The sequence below is a fragment of the Desulfogranum japonicum DSM 18378 genome, assembly GCF_000429945.1.
Lineage (GTDB): Bacteria > Desulfobacterota > Desulfobulbia > Desulfobulbales > Desulfobulbaceae > Desulfogranum > Desulfogranum japonicum.
Genome location: NZ_KE386999.1, coordinates 1 through 23048 on the forward strand (window position 1 = coordinate 1; position 23048 = coordinate 23048).

General features: G+C 46.8%; 19 protein-coding genes. 10 read left to right on the top strand and 9 right to left on the bottom strand.

Going from position 1 to position 23048, the window contains the following annotated elements:
* Positions 1-24: 24 nt before the first annotated feature.
* On the bottom strand, positions 25-480 hold the full coding sequence (locus G493_RS0126620; RefSeq protein ID WP_028582786.1) for a hypothetical protein: 456 nt from the start codon (positions 478-480) through the stop codon (positions 25-27).
* Between the two features lie 197 nt (positions 481-677).
* Positions 678-1142: a YHS domain-containing (seleno)protein gene (locus G493_RS0126625; protein WP_051310033.1), complete on the bottom strand. Its 465-nt coding sequence runs from the start codon at positions 1140-1142 to the stop codon at positions 678-680.
* 638 nt (positions 1143-1780) lie between these two features.
* Here G493_RS0126625 and G493_RS0126630 point away from each other — a divergent pair.
* The 4 genes from G493_RS0126630 to G493_RS0126645 all read left to right on the top strand — a co-directional run bounded on the left by G493_RS0126630 (position 1781) and on the right by G493_RS0126645 (position 4597).
* Positions 1781-2473 (top strand): ATP-binding cassette domain-containing protein, encoded by a 693-nt coding sequence (locus tag G493_RS0126630; protein ID WP_028582788.1) that lies wholly within the window; start codon positions 1781-1783, stop codon positions 2471-2473.
* Positions 2463-3212, top strand: coding sequence for an ABC transporter permease (locus G493_RS0126635; RefSeq protein ID WP_028582789.1), 750 nt, complete (start codon positions 2463-2465; stop codon positions 3210-3212). Before G493_RS0126630 ends, G493_RS0126635 begins: the two co-directional genes overlap by 11 nt.
* A 59-nt stretch (positions 3213-3271) precedes the next feature.
* The gene (locus G493_RS0126640) at positions 3272-4252 is read left to right on the top strand and encodes an ABC transporter substrate-binding protein (RefSeq protein ID WP_028582790.1); all 981 of its coding nucleotides are present in this window, start codon (positions 3272-3274) and stop codon (positions 4250-4252) included.
* A gap of 90 nt (positions 4253-4342) precedes the next feature.
* A complete protein-coding gene (locus G493_RS0126645; protein ID WP_028582791.1) occupies positions 4343-4597 on the top strand; it encodes a hypothetical protein in 255 nt (84 codons plus the stop codon).
* A gap of 210 nt (positions 4598-4807) precedes the next feature.
* Here G493_RS0126645 and G493_RS0126650 read toward each other — a convergent pair whose 3' ends face one another.
* Entirely contained in the window at positions 4808-8845 is a 4038-nt protein-coding gene (locus G493_RS0126650) for a hypothetical protein (protein ID WP_028582792.1), read from the bottom strand.
* A gap of 111 nt (positions 8846-8956) precedes the next feature.
* A complete protein-coding gene (locus tag G493_RS0126655) occupies positions 8957-9496 on the bottom strand; it encodes a DOMON-like domain-containing protein (protein ID WP_028582793.1) in 540 nt (179 codons plus the stop codon).
* Positions 9497-9982: 486 nt separating this feature from the next.
* Between G493_RS0126655 and G493_RS0126665 the strand changes: the two genes are divergently transcribed.
* The 5 genes from G493_RS0126665 to G493_RS0126685 all read left to right on the top strand — a co-directional run bounded on the left by G493_RS0126665 (position 9983) and on the right by G493_RS0126685 (position 17425).
* Positions 9983-10753, top strand: a complete 771-nt coding sequence (locus G493_RS0126665; protein WP_028582794.1) for a Mut7-C RNAse domain-containing protein — start codon at positions 9983-9985, stop codon at positions 10751-10753.
* 66 nt (positions 10754-10819) lie between these two features.
* Entirely contained in the window at positions 10820-12265 is a 1446-nt protein-coding gene (locus tag G493_RS0126670; RefSeq protein WP_028582795.1) for a DUF3375 domain-containing protein, read from the top strand.
* 3 nt (positions 12266-12268) lie between these two features.
* Positions 12269-12898 carry a DUF4194 domain-containing protein gene (locus G493_RS0126675; protein ID WP_035276085.1) on the top strand — a complete coding sequence of 210 codons (630 nt, stop codon included), beginning with the start codon at positions 12269-12271 and terminating at the stop codon, positions 12896-12898.
* Positions 12891-16256, top strand: a complete 3366-nt coding sequence (locus tag G493_RS0126680) for an ATP-binding protein (RefSeq protein WP_028582797.1) — start codon at positions 12891-12893, stop codon at positions 16254-16256. The genes G493_RS0126675 and G493_RS0126680 overlap by 8 nt, the downstream gene beginning before the upstream one ends.
* The gene (locus G493_RS0126685; RefSeq protein WP_028582798.1) at positions 16253-17425 is read left to right on the top strand and encodes a DUF3322 domain-containing protein; all 1173 of its coding nucleotides are present in this window, start codon (positions 16253-16255) and stop codon (positions 17423-17425) included. Before G493_RS0126680 ends, G493_RS0126685 begins: the two co-directional genes overlap by 4 nt.
* A gap of 286 nt (positions 17426-17711) precedes the next feature.
* Here G493_RS0126685 and G493_RS0126690 read toward each other — a convergent pair whose 3' ends face one another.
* On the bottom strand, positions 17712-18437 hold the full coding sequence (locus G493_RS0126690; protein WP_028582799.1) for an NYN domain-containing protein: 726 nt from the start codon (positions 18435-18437) through the stop codon (positions 17712-17714).
* 617 nt (positions 18438-19054) lie between these two features.
* On the opposite strand from G493_RS0126690, the gene G493_RS0126695 reads away from it, so the two are divergent.
* Entirely contained in the window at positions 19055-19717 is a 663-nt protein-coding gene (locus G493_RS0126695) for a hypothetical protein (protein ID WP_028582800.1), read from the top strand.
* A 110-nt stretch (positions 19718-19827) separates the two neighbouring features.
* Here the strand turns inward: G493_RS0126695 and G493_RS0126700 are convergent, their stop codons facing one another.
* The 4 genes from G493_RS0126700 to G493_RS31530 form a co-directional block, all read right to left on the bottom strand.
* Complete coding sequence (locus G493_RS0126700) at positions 19828-20382, bottom strand: hypothetical protein (protein ID WP_153306687.1); 555 nt, start codon at positions 20380-20382, stop codon at positions 19828-19830.
* Between the two features lie 243 nt (positions 20383-20625).
* On the bottom strand, positions 20626-21222 hold the full coding sequence (locus tag G493_RS0126705; RefSeq protein WP_028582802.1) for a hypothetical protein: 597 nt from the start codon (positions 21220-21222) through the stop codon (positions 20626-20628).
* A gap of 196 nt (positions 21223-21418) precedes the next feature.
* Positions 21419-22021: a hypothetical protein gene (locus G493_RS0126710; RefSeq protein ID WP_028582803.1), complete on the bottom strand. Its 603-nt coding sequence runs from the start codon at positions 22019-22021 to the stop codon at positions 21419-21421.
* Positions 22022-22025: 4 nt separating this feature from the next.
* The coding region (locus G493_RS31530; RefSeq protein WP_035276088.1) for a hypothetical protein at positions 22026-23048 on the bottom strand (1023 nt) is incomplete at its 5' end.

The window sequence follows — 23048 nt, forward strand, 5'->3', positions numbered from 1 at the left end:
AGATGAGTATCAAGCAAAAACAATTCAGAGCTGCCTGTGATAACACATTCCTAGCGAAAGTGCTGGATTGCTGATTTTTTCGTGCGCTGGCCCTGATGTTTCTGGTGCATACCAGAATGTAAATGTAATGCTTATCCCAATAATATGCAGAAAATATCCAGATATCAGTAGTATCCATCTGGTATTTTTAGGCGGAGTATTTTTTTTGTTTTTACTTTCTGGCAGTAATGGAGTCAGTACAATGAAAAAAAGAAGAAGTAATACCGAACCAATTGTAAAAGGGATAGCTGGTATTATTTCTCCTTGAACTCCTTCTGCCGGATAAGAAAATATATAAATTAACCCAATTATAAACGGGAAAAAGCTGAGATAGGCAATGGCAGTTGCCGTGGCTACCTTGATTTTAAAAAAAGAAAAAATAAGAGTTGCCAAAAAAATAATGCTAAAGATGGATGAGATGACGAGAGGTATGTATTCCATGTATACGTTCCTGGAGGAATGCTGTTGAAAAACTCTTTATCCACCTGCCTGTACTTATACCGTAACTGCTCATCGAGGTAAGCAAAAGCTGGCGTGATCCCATGATTGCATGCGATTATCAATATTCACTGTGTACAATCGGCAGATGAGCTATAGCCTATCTATGGGCAACAGTCAAACCGTGCACAAACACATACCTACCTGTCGGCAAATTTTTCTTTCCAGATACGGTCCGCTTTCTTAATGTGAGCAGGGATATCCCTGGCCCATTTTTCGTAGGCAGACCTGCTGCAGTTCAGGTATAATTTGCCGTCCACGATCTTCCATACCTCCGGGTCGGTCCTGGCGAGCCTGGACTCGGTCATAGCCCAAGCACAATACCCGTCATACTGCGGTGCGTACGCCTGTGGATCGGCAGCAAAGATGTCCCGGTTTTTCTGACTTGAAAAAAACCAGATCATATCATGGTAGGAAAAGGTATATTCATCTGTTCCGAGCATTGCCCTGCTTTCGGTGAAATAGACCACTGGATCATATTTTTTTATGGCTATCTCTGGTTCTGCAGCTACGGCAGGAGTATTTCCTACGCAGAACAGAAGCAGAAGCAGAAGCAGGATAAACAAAGGGGGCGCCTGTCTTGTAAAAAGTATCCATGGTTGCATTGTTTCCTCCTTTATGTGTGGTGGATAGTGCCTGTTTCAAAAGGATGCCGTTACTGCCGGCATGTACGTCGCGTGTTAGGGTCACGGAAAAAATAAATTATCCCATCTTGCTTGTCTCTCAACTTGGTAACGTTGTCGCGTCAATGGCTCAATACGGCCAGTATGGAACCATTGACGCGACAACGTTACCAAACCGATATCCTACGTAATTTTTGGATATATATTATTTTCCGCAACCCTTAAATTTTTTACGAGATTCATCGGGAAGCAAATTCAAACGCACTCCTGTCATTAATTTAATGGTTTATTCTATGCTATAAAAGTGATAAGTAGTGAAGGATTTATTCTACTAAGAGTCACTTCGAGGATCATAGTATCTCTTGGCGGCTGGGAAACATCTTGGATAAAGTGCGAGGGTGCAGCAATGGAACAGTAACTCATCTCGATGGCTGTCTCCTTTTGGCATCGTTTATCTCCGAGCTGTAACTGGTCTCAGCTACTTCATGTTTCGACAGGAGATTTCCTCTTCTGAGAACTGGCTAACAGCTTAATGTGCCGACGATTTGTGCAGCACAGGCTTGGGGACAAAAGGAACGTTCAGTGGGTCTTGCGTGGTCGTTGGTTAAAAAGGTCACAGTATGCCCCTCATCTGCGATAACGTTGCGTTTACCTATCCTGCAGCAGAACATCCCATCCTCACCAATGTATCGTTCAACCTGTCCACACCAGGATTTCATTCCTTCTTTGGCCCTTCAGGGGTAGGAAAAACCTCTCTGGCAAAAATCCTGACCGGTGATATTGCCGAGTATTCCGGCAAGGTGGTAACTGACGGGTTAAAGCACCTCCTGTATTCCCATAACAAGGAACGCCTTCCCGGATGGTCAAACGTAGACCGCCATTTATCGAGGGTTATTCCCCAGTCAATGCTTGCCGAAAAAGACAGGTTGGTGGATGTTTTCGGTGTGTCCGACTGTACAAAGGCCCGTTTTGACCAGTTGTCCATGGGGCAGCAAAATAGGGTTAACCTTATTCGTTATTTACTGCAGGACTGTGATGTCTTGATCATGGACGAAAGTATGGCCAATGTCGATGAACTCACCAGGGAGAAGATAATTCTGGCCATCAAAGATATGTTTCCACGCCGCTATTTTATCTATATTTCCCATAATGCCATGGAGGTTGCCAAATTTTGCGACTCGATTCTCGTTTTTCGCAACAGTGGTAAGGCTCAGCAAACTGTTATGATCCAGGGCTGTAACATGGGCAGGGACGACAACATCTCTACCAAGGCTCTGGATGCCACATTGCTGGAGATCATGAATGCTTCCTAAACGAGTCTTCCAGTTTTTTATAATCTATTTTCTTTTTATCGGCGGCCTGATGATCATGAAATACAGTCTGCATCTTTCCGATTACGTCATCCCCGCACCTTCAGATATGCTGCACACCATGGTTGCTGAGTACCGGCAATACAGCCTCGCCACTATCAATACCATGACAGTCGCCATAATCGGTCAGGTTCTCTCCGTCATCATGGCCTTCGTCATTGGCATTATTGGTCGTCAGTCCACCTGGCTCGGCTCATTTATCAAGGTAGCTGCCTATAATATTCAGGCCTATCCCATTGTCGCGCTGGCACCGATTCTTTTCATTTTACTCGGTGACGGGTTTATTACCAGACTACTTATCGCTGCTATGATCTGTTATTTTCCGGTTTTGCTCTCTGTGCTGGGAATCATGTCCAAACCCATTGACGATATTGAGCATTTTTATCGGGTTACAGGCAGGATGCGCTGGCAGCTGGAGGTTAAAATCAGGACTTTTGAGAATTTAACACAACTCACCACCGTTATCGCCGGTAGTGCCACCCTGGCCATGGCTGGAACAATTGTCGGGGAATTCATTGCCGCCAATGCAGGCATTGGCTACAGTATCCGTATTGCTCTCTATCAGAGCGATCTTGGCAAGATTCTCATTGCCCTTTTTCTCATTGGTATAACAATTGCTGTCTATCAGGCATTGCTGGAACTACTGGGGGTGGCAATCAAGCGAACCTGGACTGGCAAATGATGCGCCTCACCTTCATGAAACACAATATAGAGCACCAGAATTTTAAGAAAGGAGCAAAGATGAAAACCAAAGGGAAACGTTTCATCCAGTCTGCTTTTTTGCTGTTGATGACGACACTGCTCGTAACCAATAGTGCTAGAGCCAATGATAAAGTCAGTTATCGGCTCAAATGGCTCCGCAACGTCAGTGTTGTCGGTGCATTGTACGCTGAAACCAACGGCCTGTTTGAAAAAGCAGGGCTTGATGTTCAAGTGAAACCAGGTGGCCCTGAAAGAGATGCCATTCGGGAAATTGAATTGGGGCATGCTGATTTTGGAACTGCCTCTGCAGATCAAGTCTTGAGAGCCCGAACCAAGGGTTCGCCGGTGGTAGTTATTGCACAGTTATTTCAGGTTAACCCCCTGCAGTGGATGTATCGTCCGGAAGATATGAAGATCGACAGCCTGGCTGATTTGAACGGAAAAACCATCGGGGTAACGTTTGGTGGCAACGATGAAACCATCATGAGAACACTGCTCGCAGAAGCCGGCTTCAACGACAGGGATGTGAAGCTGTTCAGCGTCCGCTATGATTACACACCGTTCTACCAACGCCAGGTTCAACTCTGGCCGGTCTATCGGAATGCCCAGGGCCCAATCATCACAGCGCAACTCAACAAAGAAGGTGAAACAACCGCGTTTTTCAATCCTGCTGACTTTGGCGTGAAATTCGTGGCAAATTCCGTTGTCACTCACTCGCGTATTCTGGCAGAAAAACCGGAATTGGTGCAGCGTTTCCTGGATGCTCTTCTTGCCGGGTGGGAGCAGGCGCTTGATTCGAAAAATGAAAAAGAGGTGCTTGCAATCCTGCAGAAATACGATCCTGACACGCCCACTTCGATTCAGGAGCAGCAGTTAAAGATTACCCGGGAATTGATCCAGCCGAATCCTTCCATAGCCATAGGTGCAATTGACGAAAAGAGCTGGGAACAGACCCAACAGATAATGTATGATCAAAAACTTCTGCCCCAGAAAATAGATCTCAAGGAGATCCTTAAGTAATCGTCCGTCATGTGTGGAAACAGTGGTGTAATGCATATTATTCCGCGTCATTGAGGCATTTGGTAAGTAACCGGTTGGAGAGTGATGTCTATGAATATCGATACGATTTTTATGCAGGTTCAAAACTTTTTTGCTGCTAACCAATGGGCTGCAATTGTTGTTCTTATTGCTTTAGCCCTGTTTGTCTGGAAGAAGACAGGGCTGTTTCTTAAATGCGTTGGTGGACTCGTTGCCGTGATACTCATTGTGTATGTCTTTATATATCTCAATCAGGCTTTACTGACAGGGTATGACAAGAAGCAGGAAATAACCACAGAAAGAGAGAGTCTTTTACATCAGGAATAAGAGGCGAATCCCCCTGAAACACAATGTTTTTTCAGGGGGATTTGAAAAAGGCGCACCTCGTGGGGCGAGCAGATTTTGCAGCATCTGCCTTATTGACGGGCATCTCGTGTCAAAATACCCGTACGAAATACCGGTTATCGCTGCGACGCTTCCAACAGTATTGGTATTTCCTCTGGCAAGCTTTCTTTTTGTCGTTTGTTGAAGCTCTGATTAAGTTGTCTTCTTGTCTTTTTCAGGTGATTTTGCCGTGGGTATCGTGCTTCGTTTCGTACTCCAGATGCAGTGGGTGGTAAAACAGCCCCACCCCCATCTGATCCAGCGTAAAAGATGGAATGCCAGCCAGAGTGCCCAGATCAACATGGCAAGCCTGTATACCAGTATTGGAATGGAGACAATGGTTGGCTGTGGCAGAAGGCTTTGTATCACCCTGTCCTGGTACCAGCGAAGCAGGTAACTGGTAGAGTTGTTGCCTGCAATCAACATGTCCGGATGGCCAAGCAACCCGTTTTGTACTGCAAACGTGAGGGCAGCCATGGCAACAATTGTCAGCAGAACAAGCATTGTCTGCGCGAGATTGAACCAATGTCCGGAGAGTTTCTCTCCTCTTGTTTCCCGAAGTTTCAGTGCAACGAACCAGCCTACAATAATCAGCCCTGGAATTAGACCACTCTGACACAGTCCAAGCCCGAGAATCAGCCACTGATAGTGTTTCAGTGGGGTGAGTCTGGACCAGCCCAAAGCCAGGGCGACGAATACAAGGATCAGTAATTCACTGTAGAACAGTATTGCAGGCCCCATCTGCGGGCCACTGACAAACCAGACCCATCGGTTTCCTATCTGTATCTCGATTTCTGCGTTAACGCTCTCACTGCCCAGGTCGATCTCTGGAACTGTGTATAGGGAGCTGATTCCCTGGGGCGTACGCCATTGGATTTCCACCCGCTGATTGGACGGATTGAGGGGGATAACCACTGTGTTGCCTTTTTTCACCGGCTGATCCTTGCCATTTATATGTACGGACTGGATAGTAGCATCCTGAGGTAAGATAACGGTTTGTTGGTCTCCCCGTGTGGAGCGAATGGTAAAAGTGAGGTGCATGGTAGTCGACCGTAGACCTGGTTCGATGGACAACATGCTTGATTCAATGGCCTTGGTTGGCCCAGGAATACCTTGTGGGCGGGTTATCTCCAGAATCAGGGATTCCGTTGGCCAGGGGTGCCATTCTGGTTGCCAGATATCCTCCATTGAGTGATGGAGAATGGGGGCAAGGCCTGTGCTTTCCACATGCCAGACAGGGCTCGCGTTGAGTCTCCATATTTCATACCATGCTGTTGTATCCGGTGCTGTCAGTGTAATGCGATGTTGCTCCTTGAAAACAGATTGAAAGTGCTTGCTTTGCTCATTGGGACCAAACGGGAGCTTGATCATGCCGTCTTCCACTTTGTATTCAGCATTGATAACCGATTCACCAGACAGGAGGGGGATTTCCATAAACACCGATGAGCCAGGAGGAGAAAGTCGGGTTACAATGGTTTCCAGCCTCCACTGCAGGCCAAGATGCAGTACCCGTTCCACCTGCATGAGGGGGGGCAGGGTTGAGGCAGCAAATCCTTTCAGGAGTTGTTCTTGCTCTTGTCTGATGAACTGTAGCCGGTCTTCCGGCACATTATTGTTGTCAAGTCCGGCAACACTCCACTCATCGTGACCGATAAAAGTGACCTTGTGCGGTTTGTGGGGGAGCTGTAATTGAAAATTACTACTGTTGACCGAACCGGTCATGGTGATATGGTGTTGGCCTTTGGGAATGCTCAGCCACAGTCCTTTGTCTTTATCAATTACCGGGGCAGGTGAACCGTTCACTTGTATTTCGTGCCAGAGTGCTCCCTTGCCGGAAGGCAGTTGAATTGCGCAATCAACAATGGCTGCACTGTTGATGACAAGTTGAATGTCTGAACCCTCCAGTTCGACCTGCATCGTTTCCAGGTCTGCACAGTTGGGAAAACATTGTGCAGGTTTCAGGAGTCGCTCGCGCAGTTCGTTAAGCAGTTGTTGCTCAGGATAGTCAGCACAGTATCCAGGAGACACCATCATTGCCAGGGGCATGGCGGTGAAAAGTATTGCAACCAGAGTCTTTCTGGAAAGAAACCGGAAATGGCGCCCCGCATTGATGCCAGCCATGAAAAATGCCAGCAGAAAGATCGTCGCTACTTTTATTCCTGCAAGTACCAGATTGAAAAATGGTGAGATCAGGAGGAGGTTTATTTGCAGTTCTTTTTCAACAGGACCGTTCCATGACAGGCGTATGATACGCCATTTTTTCGATGGCAGGCCGGGCCCGGCCTGCACTTTGGCCTGGGTATCAAAGAACTGTTGAGAGTCCTGCCCGGATGCATATGGTTTACCGTCCGGAATAGAGGCTCTTTTGGATAAGGTTTTGACTGAAGATTGAAGCTGTACTTCCTCTCGCATTCGTTGTGGAGCAACTATGTTTTCACCATCGGCGACTGCCTCCATCGGAGGAATATATGGATTGTATACCTGTTCCAGTTGTGGGTACAGACCGACCCGCAGCTGTTCCACACTATATGGCAGCACCATGATGGTAAGGCCTACGAGCAGAACGAGTTTTCCTTTTTTGACCAGGTAAATGTATTTTGATTCAGGTAGAGCCTGAATAAGAGCTATGCAGGCAAGAATAACCAACCACATAAACACCGGGGCGGCAGGGTCGTGATAGGTAAGCACCAGGGCAACCAGGGAAATACTACCTTGGATTACGCCGAGCAGCTTGAAGCTGCTTATCACAATGATAAGCACAATGAAACAGTCCAGCAGGGTCCAGCGGGTAAGCCATGTTTTCACCCTGTCGATACCGCCTGCATGTAAAAGCGTCCAGCCTGGCGGCAGCACCAGTTCCCCTGAAAGTTTGGCTACGGACTGATTCCATCCTCCGGCAGGAAAGGAGCGCGTTGTTTCAAGACGGCTCACGGCCATGGCATTGATTTTTCCCTGTCGCACTTCAACACCCGCCGGAGACCTCTCATTCACCCTGGTGATCAGTTGATCACGACCATTGATTACCATCCTTCCCAGTGTGGCAGGAGGCTGCATCTCCAGGCGTGGTTCCCTGTGTACTGTTCCTGTGAGTATATCCTGAACGGTCATGCCTGAACCATCTCCATCCAGCCAGAATGTACGATACAGCGTGAGGTCGTTGGGAGGAGGTTCGAGATTACCGCGTTTCAGGGTCTCAAACTGCAGGGTCTGTCCTTTTTTTATTCTATAGGCAGGAAATTCATGCCATGCATGTGGAAGCGGAGTCTGTCCAGGGTCCACAGCTGTGGGGTCTCCACTGATCTTTACCATTCTGAGCTGATTTTGTGATTCGAAGCTCCAGTATTCAGTTTCCGGCCCCATTGCAGATTCTGAAAAAGTCAGGCTATTGACAGGACCCGGCAGACGAGAGCGGTAGGTGATTATGTGATTACCGGGCCTGGCTTGCAGGTGTATTCTGTTATCTGTGTCGATTTTCACTGGCAGGGCACATTCCAGGCTGACCGGGATCTGATCTGCCGGTACTTGCCAGTCAACCAGAATCTCACGTGACTTTCCGGAAACTTGCACCTCTATACGGTTGGTAATCATCATAGGTGTGGAATCGGTAAGCAACCTGTAGACCTGGGTGTGAACAGTGTCTTCCATTTCCATATTCTGTTCGCCTGAACGGTTGGCGATCCAGAGAATGGTATTGCTGATATCTGCTGGACGCTCCTCACCATTCACCTGCAGGCGGATGATCCCGGTCCCTGCTGGTAGAGAAAGGGATTCAGGCAGATGGCTCCAGGCAAACTCTCCTTTTATCAGGTACTGTCCTGCGGTCTCGATGTGAATGGCTGGCTGGTCATCTTTGTTGATGACAGCAACAGACTCTGCATTCATAGTGACCCGTTGCGGCCACAGTTTTTCATCTCCCGGCAGAACAATCCAGCCTTCTCGTTTCATTTCCCATATTTGGGAGAAATGGCCGCCAGTATCGTGTACTTCGAGGTCAAGAGGGCCTGGCCACATGCAAAAACGTTGTTTACCATCAAAGGAAGACGTGCAAAACCGGTCTTCCTGATCGTGCAATACCCAGGGAACCCATGGTTCAAGTTGCTCTGGTATCTCCATTGCCAGAGGGACAGAGGGAAGAAGCAACAGAATAAGCAGTGAAATTAACGTTGTGACTACACGTCTGCAGCAGACCATGAAAACCTCCTGGTATCCTTTTTCTGAAATAACGGCGTGCAAGAGAATATGAAATATTATAGCCTGTTATGAGACAAAGTGGAATGCTGAATCCCCACGATTTTCTCTGGTTTATATATGTAGTAGATATCCGGCAGGGTGGTGGAAATCGGGTTGCCTTCCAGGGTGACAAAGGGCCCAGTAGGAATTTTTACCGGTTGTGTGGGCAAGGACACAACTGATTCCCACTTGTAGAGGAACATCCGGGAGAACCAGGGTGCCCAGGGGGATGTTACAGCAGAGTGTGAATTTTGCTGCATGGGTATATGTATGAACAGGAAGTGAACGAATGCTGGATGCTTCAGCCATGCCTTTTCTGTAATCGCTGAAACGATACAAATTCCAATGGCCATCCGTACAAACGTTGAGTTCGTAGTAAGCCGTGCTCTCTGGCTGTTTGAAAAAACATTCAAAACAGGTCCTTTTCCAGAGGTCGTCACTTCGCATGGGCTGCTGGGCGATTGCAGGGAGTTGCAATTGTGTATGATTGCCTGCTATTTCATAGACAAGAGAAATCGTCTGCCTGTTTCGTGAAATGTTACCTCCGATTGCAATTGGGAAATTGCAGGAAGGGTCGATAAAGCGAATGAGCTGAAAAGGATGAGTTTGCATTTGAAAAAGTTGGCAGTACCTAACCGTGCTTCTCTGGTTTTTGGGCATCTGAGACTGTTTGCAGTTCAGGGATATAATAAATCAGCATGGTATAAGCCCATTGAGTAGTTGCAGGAAGAGTATACGTATATCTGGGCCTTTTTACCATGGTTGAGAACCTTGTCATAGGGGGTAATACGTAGCCCTTCATCCAAATATGAAAATCTTTGGGCCGGGGAAAATAATAAATATCCAAAAATTGCGTAGGCTATCTGTTTGGTAATGCGCGTAGCGCCAATGGAGCCATACTGGTCGTATTGAGCCATTGACGCTACGACATTGCCGAATTGAGAGACAGGCAAGATTGGATAATGTATATTTTCCGTAACCCTTTAACAAAGTTTTCCTTTGTATAGATATTTGTTCAATGGAAAGCTAAGCTCGTGAAAATCATTAACAGTTGCTCTACAGTCGAGCAGATTTTGTTATATTCAACGTTCTTTACCCATGCCAAATCATGCCCATTTTCGGTTTTATGCTGCCCTGAATGACTTTTTGTCTTCAACTGAAAGACAGCAGACTCTTTGCTATGCCTTTAACGGAACGCCTTCTGTAAAGGATTGCATCGAGGCTTTGGGGATTCCCCATGTTGAAGTGGCAATGGTACTGCACAACGGTACTCCTGTTGATTTCACGTCACCCGTGAAAAATGGAGATTTTGTAAGTGTCTTCCCCGCTTTTTTTCAGATCGACAGGCAATCACTGGCCGGTTTACAGCCTCCACTGCCTGAAAACGCCTGTTTTGTTCTGGATGTGCATTTAGGGAAACTGGCTCGCAAGTTGCGCATGCTGGGTTTTGACAGTCTATACAGCAACGATTATCCGGATGCCGAAATAGTACGGATGGCTGCGCAAGAGCAACGCATTGTGTTGACCCGCGACAGAGGTATTCTCAAAAACAAACAGGTTCTATACGGCTACTGTCTTCGTTCAAATCAGGTAGAGGATCAGGTGGCAGAAGTCCTGGACTACTTTGATTTGTATGATAAAGTACATCCTTTTCAGCGTTGTATACGTTGCAATGGCAAGTTAATGCCTGTTGATAAAGAACACGTGAAAGCAGTTCTGCAGCCCAGAACCCTGAAGTATTATACACAGTTCTATGCCTGTACTGTCTGTGGAAAAATCTATTGGCCTGGTTCGCATTATCAAAAGATGTGTGAATATCTGAAAAAGATAAAACAGTTGAATCCCGCGGACGACGAGAGTATATCCTGATGGGGGTAACTGTTCGACAACGAGGGCTCCAGCAATGCTTTTTTTGATCCAAACTTTCTGTCTGTCATGTCACTTGAGTATACTACCTTAGAATTGCTCCGTCAGAACCACCCGGCTTGGCGTTTGTTGCGAGCCCAACATGCTCCCCTGGTGGCATCTTTTCTACACCGTGTGTTTATTGAACCCAATATCCGCAGTATTTCCCAGGCTAACCTTGTGGAGGCCCTTGAGGATGAACTGTTCATGCTGCGGGAGCAGCTCGGGGAATCAAGTTTTCCAGGAACTGCAAAGAATTATCTGAATGAATGGGCGGATAATGACAAAGGATGGCTACGCAAATTTTATGCTTCAGGCAGTGACGAACCCCATTTTGACCTGACCCCGTCCACAGAAAAAGCCCTGTCCTGGCTGGAAGGTTTGGTAGAGCGTTCCTTTGTCGGCACCGAATCCCGTTTGCTGACACTTTTTGAGTTGCTGCGCCAGATGAACGAAGGCAGCCAGGCCGACTCTGAGATACGGGTGCTGGAATTGCAGAAACGCCGGGAGGAGATTGATAATGAAATCTCCCGCGTGCTTGAAGGGGATATCTCGTTGCTGGATGACACTGCCCTCAGGGACCGTTTTCAGCAGTTTCTGCAACTTGGGCGTGAACTCCTAGCCGATTTTCGTGAGGTGGAGCACAATTTTCGGACATTGGACCGACGTGTACGCGAGCGCATCGCTCTCTGGGATGGCAGCAAGGGAGAACTGCTTGAAGAAATCATGGGTGAACGGGATGCTATTGCCGATTCCGACCAAGGAAAAAGTTTTCGAGCTTTTTGGGATTTTCTTATGTCCAGATCTCGGCAAGAAGAATTAAGCGACCTGCTTGAACAGGTACTGGATTTGCCTCCCATTGCCGCTACCCATCCGGATGACAGGCTGCGCCGCATTCATTACGACTGGCTGGAAGCTGGAGAGCACGCCCAGCGTACTGTTGCCATGTTGTCCCAGCAGCTCCGACGTTTTCTTGATGACCAGGCCTGGCTGGAAAACCGCCGTATCATGGATATCCTGCACAGTGTGGAAGCCAATGCCCTTGCTGTTCGTGAGCATGCTCCCAAGGCGGATTTCATGTCACTGGATGAGATTGCAGCAGCCGTTGAATTGCCCATGGAACGGCCTCTCTACAGTCCTCCCGTGAAACCGGTAATTACGGATGTAACCCTGGAGCAGGGAGAGGCGGATGTGGATACAGCCTCTCTGTATGCCCAGGTTGTGGTAGATCGGACACAACTGCAGCAAAATATTCGCCGGGAACTGCGCAATCGTAAACAGGTAACATTGACAGAAATTGTTGCCAGACATCCGCTGCGTCACGGTCTGGCAGAGTTGGTTGGGTATCTGCAGCTTGCAGGAGACTGGCCGCAGACAGCCGTGGATGAAGAACAGCAGGATGAGGTACAGTGGCAAACAGAATCAGGCATCGTACGTCGGGCAAAATTGCCGCGCATAATATTTCTTAAACAGTGAATCATGGATATAACGGAACATTTTTTGGCAAATTCTCCCTGTGACATGGAGCTTTCCAAAGTGGTTGTCCCGTTGCTCAAAGGCGTTGTCTATCAGGAAGACAACCTTGGCGTATGGGACAGCTTGCTGCGTATGCAGGCAGGGGTAAGGGATTATGTTGCCGTATTGGGGTTGGAACTGTTGCTGGATGAAGCAGAGGGCTATGCATTCTTACGTTCCCGGCAGCAGGATGATGAAAATGCTGCCGGAAATATGCCCAGGCTGGTTGCCAGACGCCAACTTTCCTATCCGGTCAGTCTGCTGCTTGCCCTGCTGCGTAAAAAACTTGCGGAATTTGACGCCCTCGGCGGTGATACCCGATTGATTTTATCCCGGGATGAAGTGGTGGAACTGGTGCGGATTTTTCTCCCTGCCGGATCCAATGAGGTGAAATTGATTGATCAGGTTGACACAAACCTGAACAAAATCGTCAAGCTTGGCTTTATACGGCGCCTGCGTGGGCAGAAAGAGATGTTTGAAGTGCGCCGCATCCTGAAATCTTTTGTCGATGCACAGTGGCTGGCCGAGTTTGACCAGCGCCTGGAAGAGTACCGGCAACAGTTGGCCGACGGGCAGGAGGCGGCAGATGTCTGAACAGCTGGGATTGGATTTTATCCAGGATGACCGCCTGGCCGGTTTTCGGCTCCAGCGGCTGGAAGTATATAACTGGGGAACCTTTGACGGCCGGATCTGGTCCATGCAGCTGGATGGCAGGAACGGACTGCTTACAGGAGATATCGGGTCGGGAAAATCGACCCTGGTGGATGCGGTAACCACCCTGCTCGTGCCGAGCCAGCGCATTGCCTATAATAAGGCTGCCGGTGCGGATGCCCGCGAGCGTACTCTGCGCTCCTATGTTCTGGGCTATTTTAAATCCGAACGTCAGGAAAATCTGGGCAGCACCAAACCTGTTGCCCTGCGGGACATGAACAGCTATTCTGTAATCCTTGGCGTGTTTTACAATGCCGGCTATGACAGGACTGTCACCCTGGCCCAGGTGTTCTGGATGAAAGATCCCGCAGGGCAGCCGGCCCGCTTTTATGTCGGCAGTGGACAGGACTTATCCATAGCCAGGGATTTTTCAAATTTTGGCACAGAGATCAGTGGATTGCGAAAACGTCTGCGGGCTGGCAATGCCAGTCTGTTTGAAAGTTTTCCCCCTTACGGTGCCTGGTTTCGCAGGCGGTTTGGTATCAATAATGAGCAGGCCCTGGAGCTGTTTCATCAGACTGTTTCCCTCAAATCTGTTGGCAACCTGACAGACTTTGTGCGTAGCCACATGTTGGAGCCCTTTGATGTAGCCCCGCGCATAAGTGCGCTGATTCAGCATTTTGAAGACCTGAACAGGGCCCATGAAGCAGTGCTTAAGGCCAAGCGGCAGATCGAAATGCTGGAGCCTTTGGTAGCTGCTTGTGATCAGCATCTGGAATTAAAGCAGAAGGTGGAGACCTTGCGTACCTGCCGGAATGCTTTACATCCCTGGTTTGCCGTTCTTAAACTGAACCTGCTTGAAAAACGGCTTGAATCCCTGAGTCAGGAGTTATCTCGGCATACGGCGGCTATTCAACGGTTGGAGGATAAACGGCAGAACCAGCGACTGCAGGAGCGTGAACTGCGCCGTTCCATTGCAGAAAACGGTGGAGATCGAATTGCCCGCATCGAAGCGGAACTGGAGCAGCAGAAAGAATCCCTGGAACGCTGTAAACATAAGGCCTCCCGTTATAAGGAGCTGGTCAGCGATTTGGGGCAGAAGGCTGCTGCTACAGAACAGGCATTTTTTGACCAGCGCAATGCTCTTCATGCCCTGGCAGAAGAAACAGCTGAAAAAGAGGTGCAGCTGCAGAATGAACTCAATGAGACTGGGGTGATTTTTGCCCAGGGTAAAGATGAGTACGAGCAGCTGCAGCAAGAGCTTACCAGTTTACGGGCCCGTAAATCCAATATTGATGGCCGTCAGATCGCAATGCGAGTTTCCCTCTGTCAGGGCCTGGGCATTGATGAAGAGGAGATGCCTTTTGTCGGGGAATTGCTCCGGGTGCGTGAAGAAGAACAAGACTGGCAAGGCGCCATTGAAAGGCTGTTACGCAGTTTTGGCCTTTCTTTGCTGGTGCCGGATTGTCATTACGCCGCAGTGGCGGCATGGGTGGACCAGACCCATCTGAAAGGACGGCTTGTCTATTTTCGAACCAGGGATATAATTGTTGGCAAACTGCCGGGACTGCATCCCGATTCCCTGGTGCATAAGCTGCAGATTAAACCTGATTCTGATTTCTATGAGTGGCTTGAACGAGAGCTGTATCATCGTTTTAACCTTGCCTGCTGCGAATCGCAGGAGGAATTCAGGCGTGAGACCCGTGCCATGACCCGTGCCGGACAGACCAAGGCTCCGGGAGATCGACATGAAAAAGATGATCGTCATCGTCTCAACGACCGCAGCCGCTATGTTCTGGGCTGGAGCAATAAAGAAAAAATAGCGGCCCTGGAAGACAAGGCAAAGCAACGGGAAGCGCTTCTTGCTGATCTGGAAGCACATATCAGTGGGGTGCAAAAGCAACAGAGCATCTGCAAGCACCAGTTGTCCATTCTTTCTAAACTCGGGGAATATACAGATTTTCGTGAACTTGACTGGCAACCTCTGGCCGTTATTATTTCCAGGCTGGAGGAAGAAAAACGGGAGCTGGAGGAAACCTCAGACCTGCTGCATACCCTTGCCGAACAACTGGCCGTTCTTGAACAGGAGCTGCAGGAAACAGAAGTAACGCTTGATCAGCGTAAGGATCAACGCTCCAAAACTGAACAGAGAGTCAGCATAGCCATGGAATTGCAGCAACAGTGCCGGATACTGGCAGATGAGGCATTCCCTGAGCATGGCGGGCAGTTCGCACTGTTGGAACACATGTGGGAACAGTCATTTGGCCAACAGGTATTGACCGTGGAATCCTGTGATAACCGGGAACGGGATATGCGCGAATGGCTGCAGAAAAAAATAGATGCTGAAGATCGGAAGGTTTCGAGTCTTGGCGAGAAAATTATCCGTGCCATGACCGAATACAAAGAGGAATGGAAGCTCGACACCAGGGAGGTGGATATTCATATTCAGGCAGCCTCTGAATATCGGTCCATGCTCGAACAGTTGACCTCCGACGATTTGCCGCGGTTTGAGGAGCGATTCAAAGAGCTGTTGAACGAGAATACTATCCGCGAGGTGGCAAATTTTCATTCCCAGCTGGTACGTGAGCGGGAGACCATCAAAGAGCGCATTCGGCAGATCAATGGATCCCTTACCCAGATTGATTACAACCCCGGCCGATACATCAGCCTGGAAGAGCAACGCAGTATAGATGCAGATATTCGTGATTTCAGGGCAGATCTGCGAGCCTGCACCGAGGGGAGCTTGACCGGCTCGGACGATAGCCATTACTCTGAGGCTAAGTTTCTGCAGGTACGCAGGATTATCGAGCGGTTTCGAGGGCGTGAAGAATATGCAGACCTGGATCGCCGGTGGACAGCCAAAGTCACAGATGTCCGCAACTGGTTTGTTTTTGCTGCCAGTGAACGATGGCGGGAAGATGACAGCGAGTATGAGCACTATGCTGATTCAGGAGGCAAATCAGGAGGGCAGAAAGAGAAACTGGCCTACACCGTCCTGGCAGCCAGCCTGGCCTACCAGTTCGGTCTTGAGTGGGGGGCTGTTCGATCCCGTTCCTTTCGTTTTGTCGCCATTGACGAGGCCTTTGGGCGTGGCTCAGATGAATCTGCCCAGTATGGTCTGCAGCTTTTTGCCCAGCTGAATCTGCAACTGCTCATCGTAACCCCTTTACAGAAAATCCATATTATTGAACCCTATGTTGCAAGCGTTGGCTTTGTGCATAATGAAGACGGTCGTTGCTCACTCCTGCGCAACCTGACCATAGAAGAGTACAGAGCTGAAAAAGAGCAATTACAGTCATGAGCTGGACAACCAGGCTGGATCTGAAAAAACAGGTGCAGAGACTGTGGGACCGAGGCACGTTATTGACAGCCATGATTGGAGGGACAGCCCTTTTCCCAAAGCGATTGACGTTCAAGTCCCCCACAGCAGGGCAGCAGAGTGAACAGTTTGCCAACGTACAGGAATGGATTACAGATATTGCAGAAATATCACATGTCCGTATAGTGTGGCAGACCGTACAGCATCGTATTCTGGGAACAAATCAGATGCCTGTACAGGCGTGGGTGGATACTCTGGAAGATGCTCTGGCACTGATCGGCAAACAACGGGCTGGTGAAAGGTTTCGTGAACTGATCCGCCTGACCGGGGAAAGTCAGCCCGCATTATTCCCCTTGCTGGAAAAACGCCCTCACCAGATTCTCAAGCTGGCTGATCAGTGGGCACATCTGCTTGCAATTGTTGACTGGCTTCAGCATCATCCCCGGCCCGGAATATATCTGCGTCAACTTGACCTGCCAGGTATACATACCAAATTTATTGAACAGCATCGCAGTATACTCGCCGAGATGTGTGATCTGCTTTTATCTGCTCAAGATGTTGATACCCGTTTTACCGGTGTGCGAGGTTTCTCTAGGCGATACGGATTTCTCGATAAACCGGCTCGGGTACGTTTTCGCCTTCTTGGTGCTGATGATGTGCTGATTCCAGGTGTGGGTGAGCAGGATTTTACGGTGACCGCAGATATGTTTTCGCGGTTACCTGTAAAGGTACAAAAAGTATTTGTTACTGAGAATGAAATCAATTTTCTCGCCTTTCCTCCAGTGACTGACGCCATGGTTATTTTTGGTGCAGGGTACGGTTTTGAACAGTTGGCAGCCGCAACCTGGCTGGCTGAGCGCAACCTGTATTACTGGGGAGATATCGATACCCATGGCTTTGCCATACTCAATCAGCTTCGCCTGTTGTTTCCCAATATGGTGTCCCTGCTCATGGATGAAGCAACCTTGCTTGCCCATCGTACGTTGTGGGGAACTGAACCAACACCTGAAAATTCTGAGCTGACCCGTCTGACCCCTGTAGAACAGAAGGTGTATGATCAGTTGCGTTGGAATCATTGGGGAGAAAACATTCGCCTGGAGCAGGAACGTATCGGTTTCAGGTATTTGCAGCAGGCAATAGATGGGGTGTAGGCTGGGTGACTTGATTCGTTCCTGAAGACGTAGCCTGTGATAGCTCTACGGAAATTTCAATCCTTCGGGTCGCGGAAAATACTACATATCCAAAAATTGCCCAGGATATCGGTTTGGCGACGACATCGCCGGGTTGAGAGACAAGTAAGATAGGATAATTTATTTTTTCCGTGCCCCTTAATTGTCAGGGATGTTGTACCGTAACTCATCGCGCGGGCTGTATCTTCTTGGTTTCATCCACCTCCGAACTGTATCTGACCACAGGTGCTTCCTTGTTCTCGGTCACTTATTTACGGGCATCTTTAATGTACATGACAGAGTTGTCTTTGCGCATGTTCATTTCAAACAGATCTGATACCCGGATAAGATCGCTTAATTTTTTGTAGCCATAGTTAACAGGCGAGAAAGAAGTCTTGTTGGAAATGTACTGCCCGACCTGACCCAGGTGGCTCCAGCCATCTTCGTCAGCACATTGTTCCACGGCGGTCCTGAGGAGTTTAACCAGCCAGGCGTCCTGACGAAGTTCGTTTCTGGATTTTTTTGTTCTTGTCCTGTCTGCTGGCTTTTCTTCTTCATCCTGTTCAAGATTTTCTGTGTATATGAACAGGGAGCAGGCTTTCACAAAGGGCATGGGGGTTTTCTTTTCTCCGAATCCATATACTGTGATCCCATTGGCAAGCAGACGCATGACCAGAGGTGTGAAGTCACTGTCGCTGGTCATGAGTGCGAAACCATCCAGCTGCTGCGTGTAGAGCAGGTCCATGGCATCGATGATCATGGCTGCGTCAGTGGCGTTTTTACCACTGGTATAGGCAAACTGCTGCACAGGCTTGATGGCGTGTGGGTGCAGTTCTGCTTCCCAGCCCTTCATGGCATCGCTTTTCCAATTACCGTAGGCATTGCGGATGTTCACCTTTCCATATTTGGATAATTCGTTGATCACCCCTTCTATGGATTTGTGACTGACATTGTCGCAGTCTATCAGGAGAGCTATTTTTTTATCTTGGGACATAGGAGTATCTCGAAGAAATGAGATGAATGGTGGTAATGCAAGTAATTTTCTGAAGAAGAGTATACTCGTATCTGACTGTTTTCTCCATGGCTGAGTAGGTTTTATCTTACCAGTTGTAGAATCGTTCCATCGGTGAGGATATTCTGTCCTTTCGATTTTTTCGTTATGGCCAATCTGGCCAAAGTTTATACATGCAAAGTTTACGAAAAATTGTATTGGGCAGTTTCGCATTATCTTTAGATGTAGCGTTATCTTAAGAAGATAAAACCGTTGAATCATGCAAGCCGCAAGTGTATATCCTGATAAGCTTTGCTGTTTTATAAAGAGCTCAAATGTTTTTTCCATCTCAGGTCTGTTACATCACTTGATCGTACCTTCTGTGGTAGGTGTTTGTATTTCCACGCGGTTCAGCCAAATCAATGTGTCAATGTTTGATGCTTGCAGTATTGGAACCATTGATGCAACGATTTGGCTGAGCTGAGAGAAAAATAAGAATGGATAAGTTATTCTTTCCGTGAAGCTGAAAAAAATGAAGTAAGTAGGTATGGATGAAGGTGATGAGCAGAAACCTGAATGTCGTTCATCTTGCTAAAACACTAGATAATTGAGTGCATGTTATGAAAAAACCTTTTCTTTTATTCCTCGTTGTAGCTGGTTATGTTGTTGGTTGCCAAATTATTGGGGTCCTGTCTTTTTCCCTATGTAAGTATATTCTCGGTAGGGAAGATATCATTCTTATGTGGATTATGCTGGGGCTTGTTGCTGTTTTACTCATTCTAGGTATCCCAATTCTACAAAAGGCAACCCGGCGTATCTGCCATTATCCTGGTACCGGTGATCCTGTCAGTGAAAATATCTTACGTCAGAAAATTCAGGAAATTAATGATTTTGATTCACCGATCCAGGCCTTGGAAAAAGGAAAAAATTTGATTGTTCGCTGGAATTATGTTGATGCTAAATGGTGGGGAATATTGAGCAGACGCGGAATGAAAAAAACATATGAGTTGAAAATACGATTCAACGATACAACCAAAACCGCGACCCTTGTAGATATTATAAAGATGGTTTCATTTGGTAAAGGTCCGACTTCTGCACGCTACAGCTTTTTCTATGCGTGTGGACTCTGGGTATTTAATGAAAGTGAAATCGCCTGGGGACTGACCGACAATTTTAAAATTGGCAAGGTGTATGAGTATTCCTTTAGTGATTCTGAAATCAAGGTGCCTGTAATCAATACCATCAATGTCAATGGGTGGGCGGTTGAGTTTTCCCTGTGGTAAATAATCAGCTTCCAATCATCAACAGTACTGTTAAAGCGAAAAGAAAATCATAAAAAAGTGACTGTGAAGTTTCTCCGCAGTCGCTTCTTTATGATACAAAATGCTATTTTTCAGGCATCTTCATTGTTGATGATTTGAAATGAATGAAAAATATAATTGCACTGTTTCGTCCATTCTTCTTTACTCTTTTCATTCGTCATTCCCTGTACTATAAAAACACGGTTACGATCATTGCTTATAGTTATGAACAGTTCACCATGAAAGGGCGTTTCCTGTACTTCCCAATCCAGAGACGCCATAGCGTGATAGTCATCTATTGTCGTGATGGTATGAATATGTATTTTGTTTATTTTTGATATCTGATTCAGGTAAAATTGGATGAATTTCAATGGAGTCACATCGCTGTCAAGGGCTACCGCAGCTACCTGAATTTGGGATAAAGTGTTGGCAACTTCACCGACGTGACTATACAAACCAAGTGGTTTTAGAGCTGTTGTCAGTTCTTTACTTTTGTCTGACACCCTGTCAATGGTCCATGTCTTTGGTATTTCTATATAATGAGCCAGTATATCATTATCGTATGGTTTTGTTTTATATATATTATAAGCTTCATCATAATAAGGTTTCTGGTCACTACCTGATGCCAGGTTGATTTGGATATTCATTACACAGATTATACTTGCTATAAAGAAAAGGATATATTTCATAATTCTGTTGTTGGCTGAGGTGTTATTATATGTCCATGCACGCCGACAAAATTGTGCATAGAAGAATTACTTCTGAGGTATTAGAGAACGATTAATTAAATTTATAGAAAGTGCCGATTAAACGACAAGAAAAGATTAAAGTCGACTGGAGAATTGTTCCCCAGTCAATTTTAATTGAATACCTACTCTATATTTGATTTCCTATACATTTCCGTTGTTGATGATTGCAAACGAACGGAAAATATAATCACACTGCTTAGTCCATTCTTCTTTGCTTTTTTCATTCGTCATTCCCTGAACAATAAAAACACGATTACGGTCATCGCTGATATTTATAAAAACTTCACCATAAAAATTTTTGTTCAGAAGTTCCCAGTCAATAGTCGCTTTAGCCCGATAATTATCTATTGTAGTGATTGAATGAATGTGAATCTTTTTTTGTTTTGATACTAAGTGAAGATAGTACTGGATGAACCTTAATGGTGTCGCATCTCCCTCAAGAGACGCTGCCAAAACCAATATCTGGGACAACGTATTAGGGCTGTCACCGATATGATTAAAAAGATCAAGTGGTTTGGGGGCCGGGGTCAGATCCTCATTTTTGTCCGAGATCTTACCTGGAGACCACGCTTTTGGTATTTGAACATAATGTGCCAGTATATCGTTATCGTATGGTTTTACTTTATAAATATTATACGCTTCATCATAATAAGACATCTGATCATCACCTGATGCCTGGTTGATTTGAATATTTATCACACAAATTATACTTGCTATAAGAAAGGTGATATATTTCATACTTTTTTGTTGGCTGGCGAGTTATAGTCTAACCTTGCAGGGTAGCAAAATTGTACATAGGAGAAACCCTCTTAGGGTACGACGGAGCGATTGCCTAAATTATAGAAACAATGCATAAACAACGAGAAAATATTACAAGCGACTGAAAACTTATTCCCAGCCGCTTGTAATTGAACACCTGTTCTATAATAATTGCCTATGCATCTCCCTTATTGATGATTGCAAACGAACGGAAAATGTAATCGCACTGCTCAGTCCATTCTTCTTTGCTTTTTTCAGTTGTTAACCCCTGGATAATAAAAACACGATTACGATCATTGCTGATATTTATGTAGATTTCTCCATTGAAAACAGTGTTTTGCCATTCCCAGTCAGCAGAAGCCTTGGCGCGATACTCATCGATTGTGGTGATTGAGTGAATCTGTATCTTATTTACTCCAGATACCTTGTGTAAGAAAAATTGAATGAACTTCAACGGGCTTACATCTTTATCAATGGAAGCACCCATGACTTGTAACATCGTCAATGTATTATCATTTCCTTGATGAGTATACAGGCCCAGTGGTATGGGTGTTGGCGATAAATCCTTACTTTTGGCTGTAACTTTTTCCGGAGACCATGTTTTAGGTATCTGGATATAATGTTCCAGTAGATCGTCATCAAAAGGTTTTACATGGTATATATTGTAAGACGTATCATAAGTCTTTTCCCCTGACATTTGATCACCGCCTGATGCTTGGTTGACTTGTACATTTGTGACTAAAATTGCACATAGAACAAGATAGATAAGATGTTTCATTATACTATTTTACCCCTATTTGTAAATTCACCCCTGCTTGGGGGCCAAGGCCTACTTTCGTGCCAACTTGAACACCGGTGAAGTCATCATCCGACACTATTTGAGCTTCAGCGGCGGCAGATGCACCAATGCCGATTGTGCCCGTTGCGCCGATCACTATACCATGATCCCAGCTGTCAGGCAAAGCGGACACATCTTCCCAACCTGCCATATCGAATATAGCCCCCAGCGTATTATCGTACACTGATTTTGGCGTAATATGGATTTCCCCTGTGGCTGATGCTTCCGCTAAAGTGGCTTCAGCCTTGAGTGATGCTCCTGCTGAGAATTTATCATCTTCATATTCTATGCCAAGGCTGGCATTTGCCCCAGTTGAGAGGGCTTCAACATGTGCATCTGCAGCGAGCAAGTCACCAGGATCGTTTTGAGTTCCGATGTTACCCTCAATGGTGACAAACTCACCGCCTATATCTACAACATTTGCTTTAAATGAGTTATCTGAAGGGTTGTATTCTATTCCGTAACCGGCTGAGCCCTCATAATGACCTATCTTTATGTTATTGGTGTCTGAGCCATATTCGTAAAGGCTCCCCTCTCCTTCCACATAATTACCCTCTATTCCGAGGGTTATATCGGCACTGTGTCCTTTGCTGGCCGATTCTTCATAGGTAACGACTTCTGTATCGTCACTGGACATATGTGAAAGGGAATTACTTGCTTCGTATGTCCTTCCACTGTCAACCTTGATGACCGCTTCCGGGACACTGGATGAGGAATCTGTACTATTTCCGGTTCCAGTTTCAGTTCCATTGGACGAGCCATCAGTACTCGCGGTGGTATTACTTGTGTTTCCGCTCTCTGTGCCAGATGATTCGTTGGTACCATTGTCAGAATTTTCACCAGAAGTATCCTGGGTGACTTTGTCTGTAGTACCTCCTTTACCTGAATCGATTGAGGTAACGCTGACACCATCCACAGCAATGCCATCGACAGCGACACCGTTGGTTTGTTCACCCGAGACTTCAAT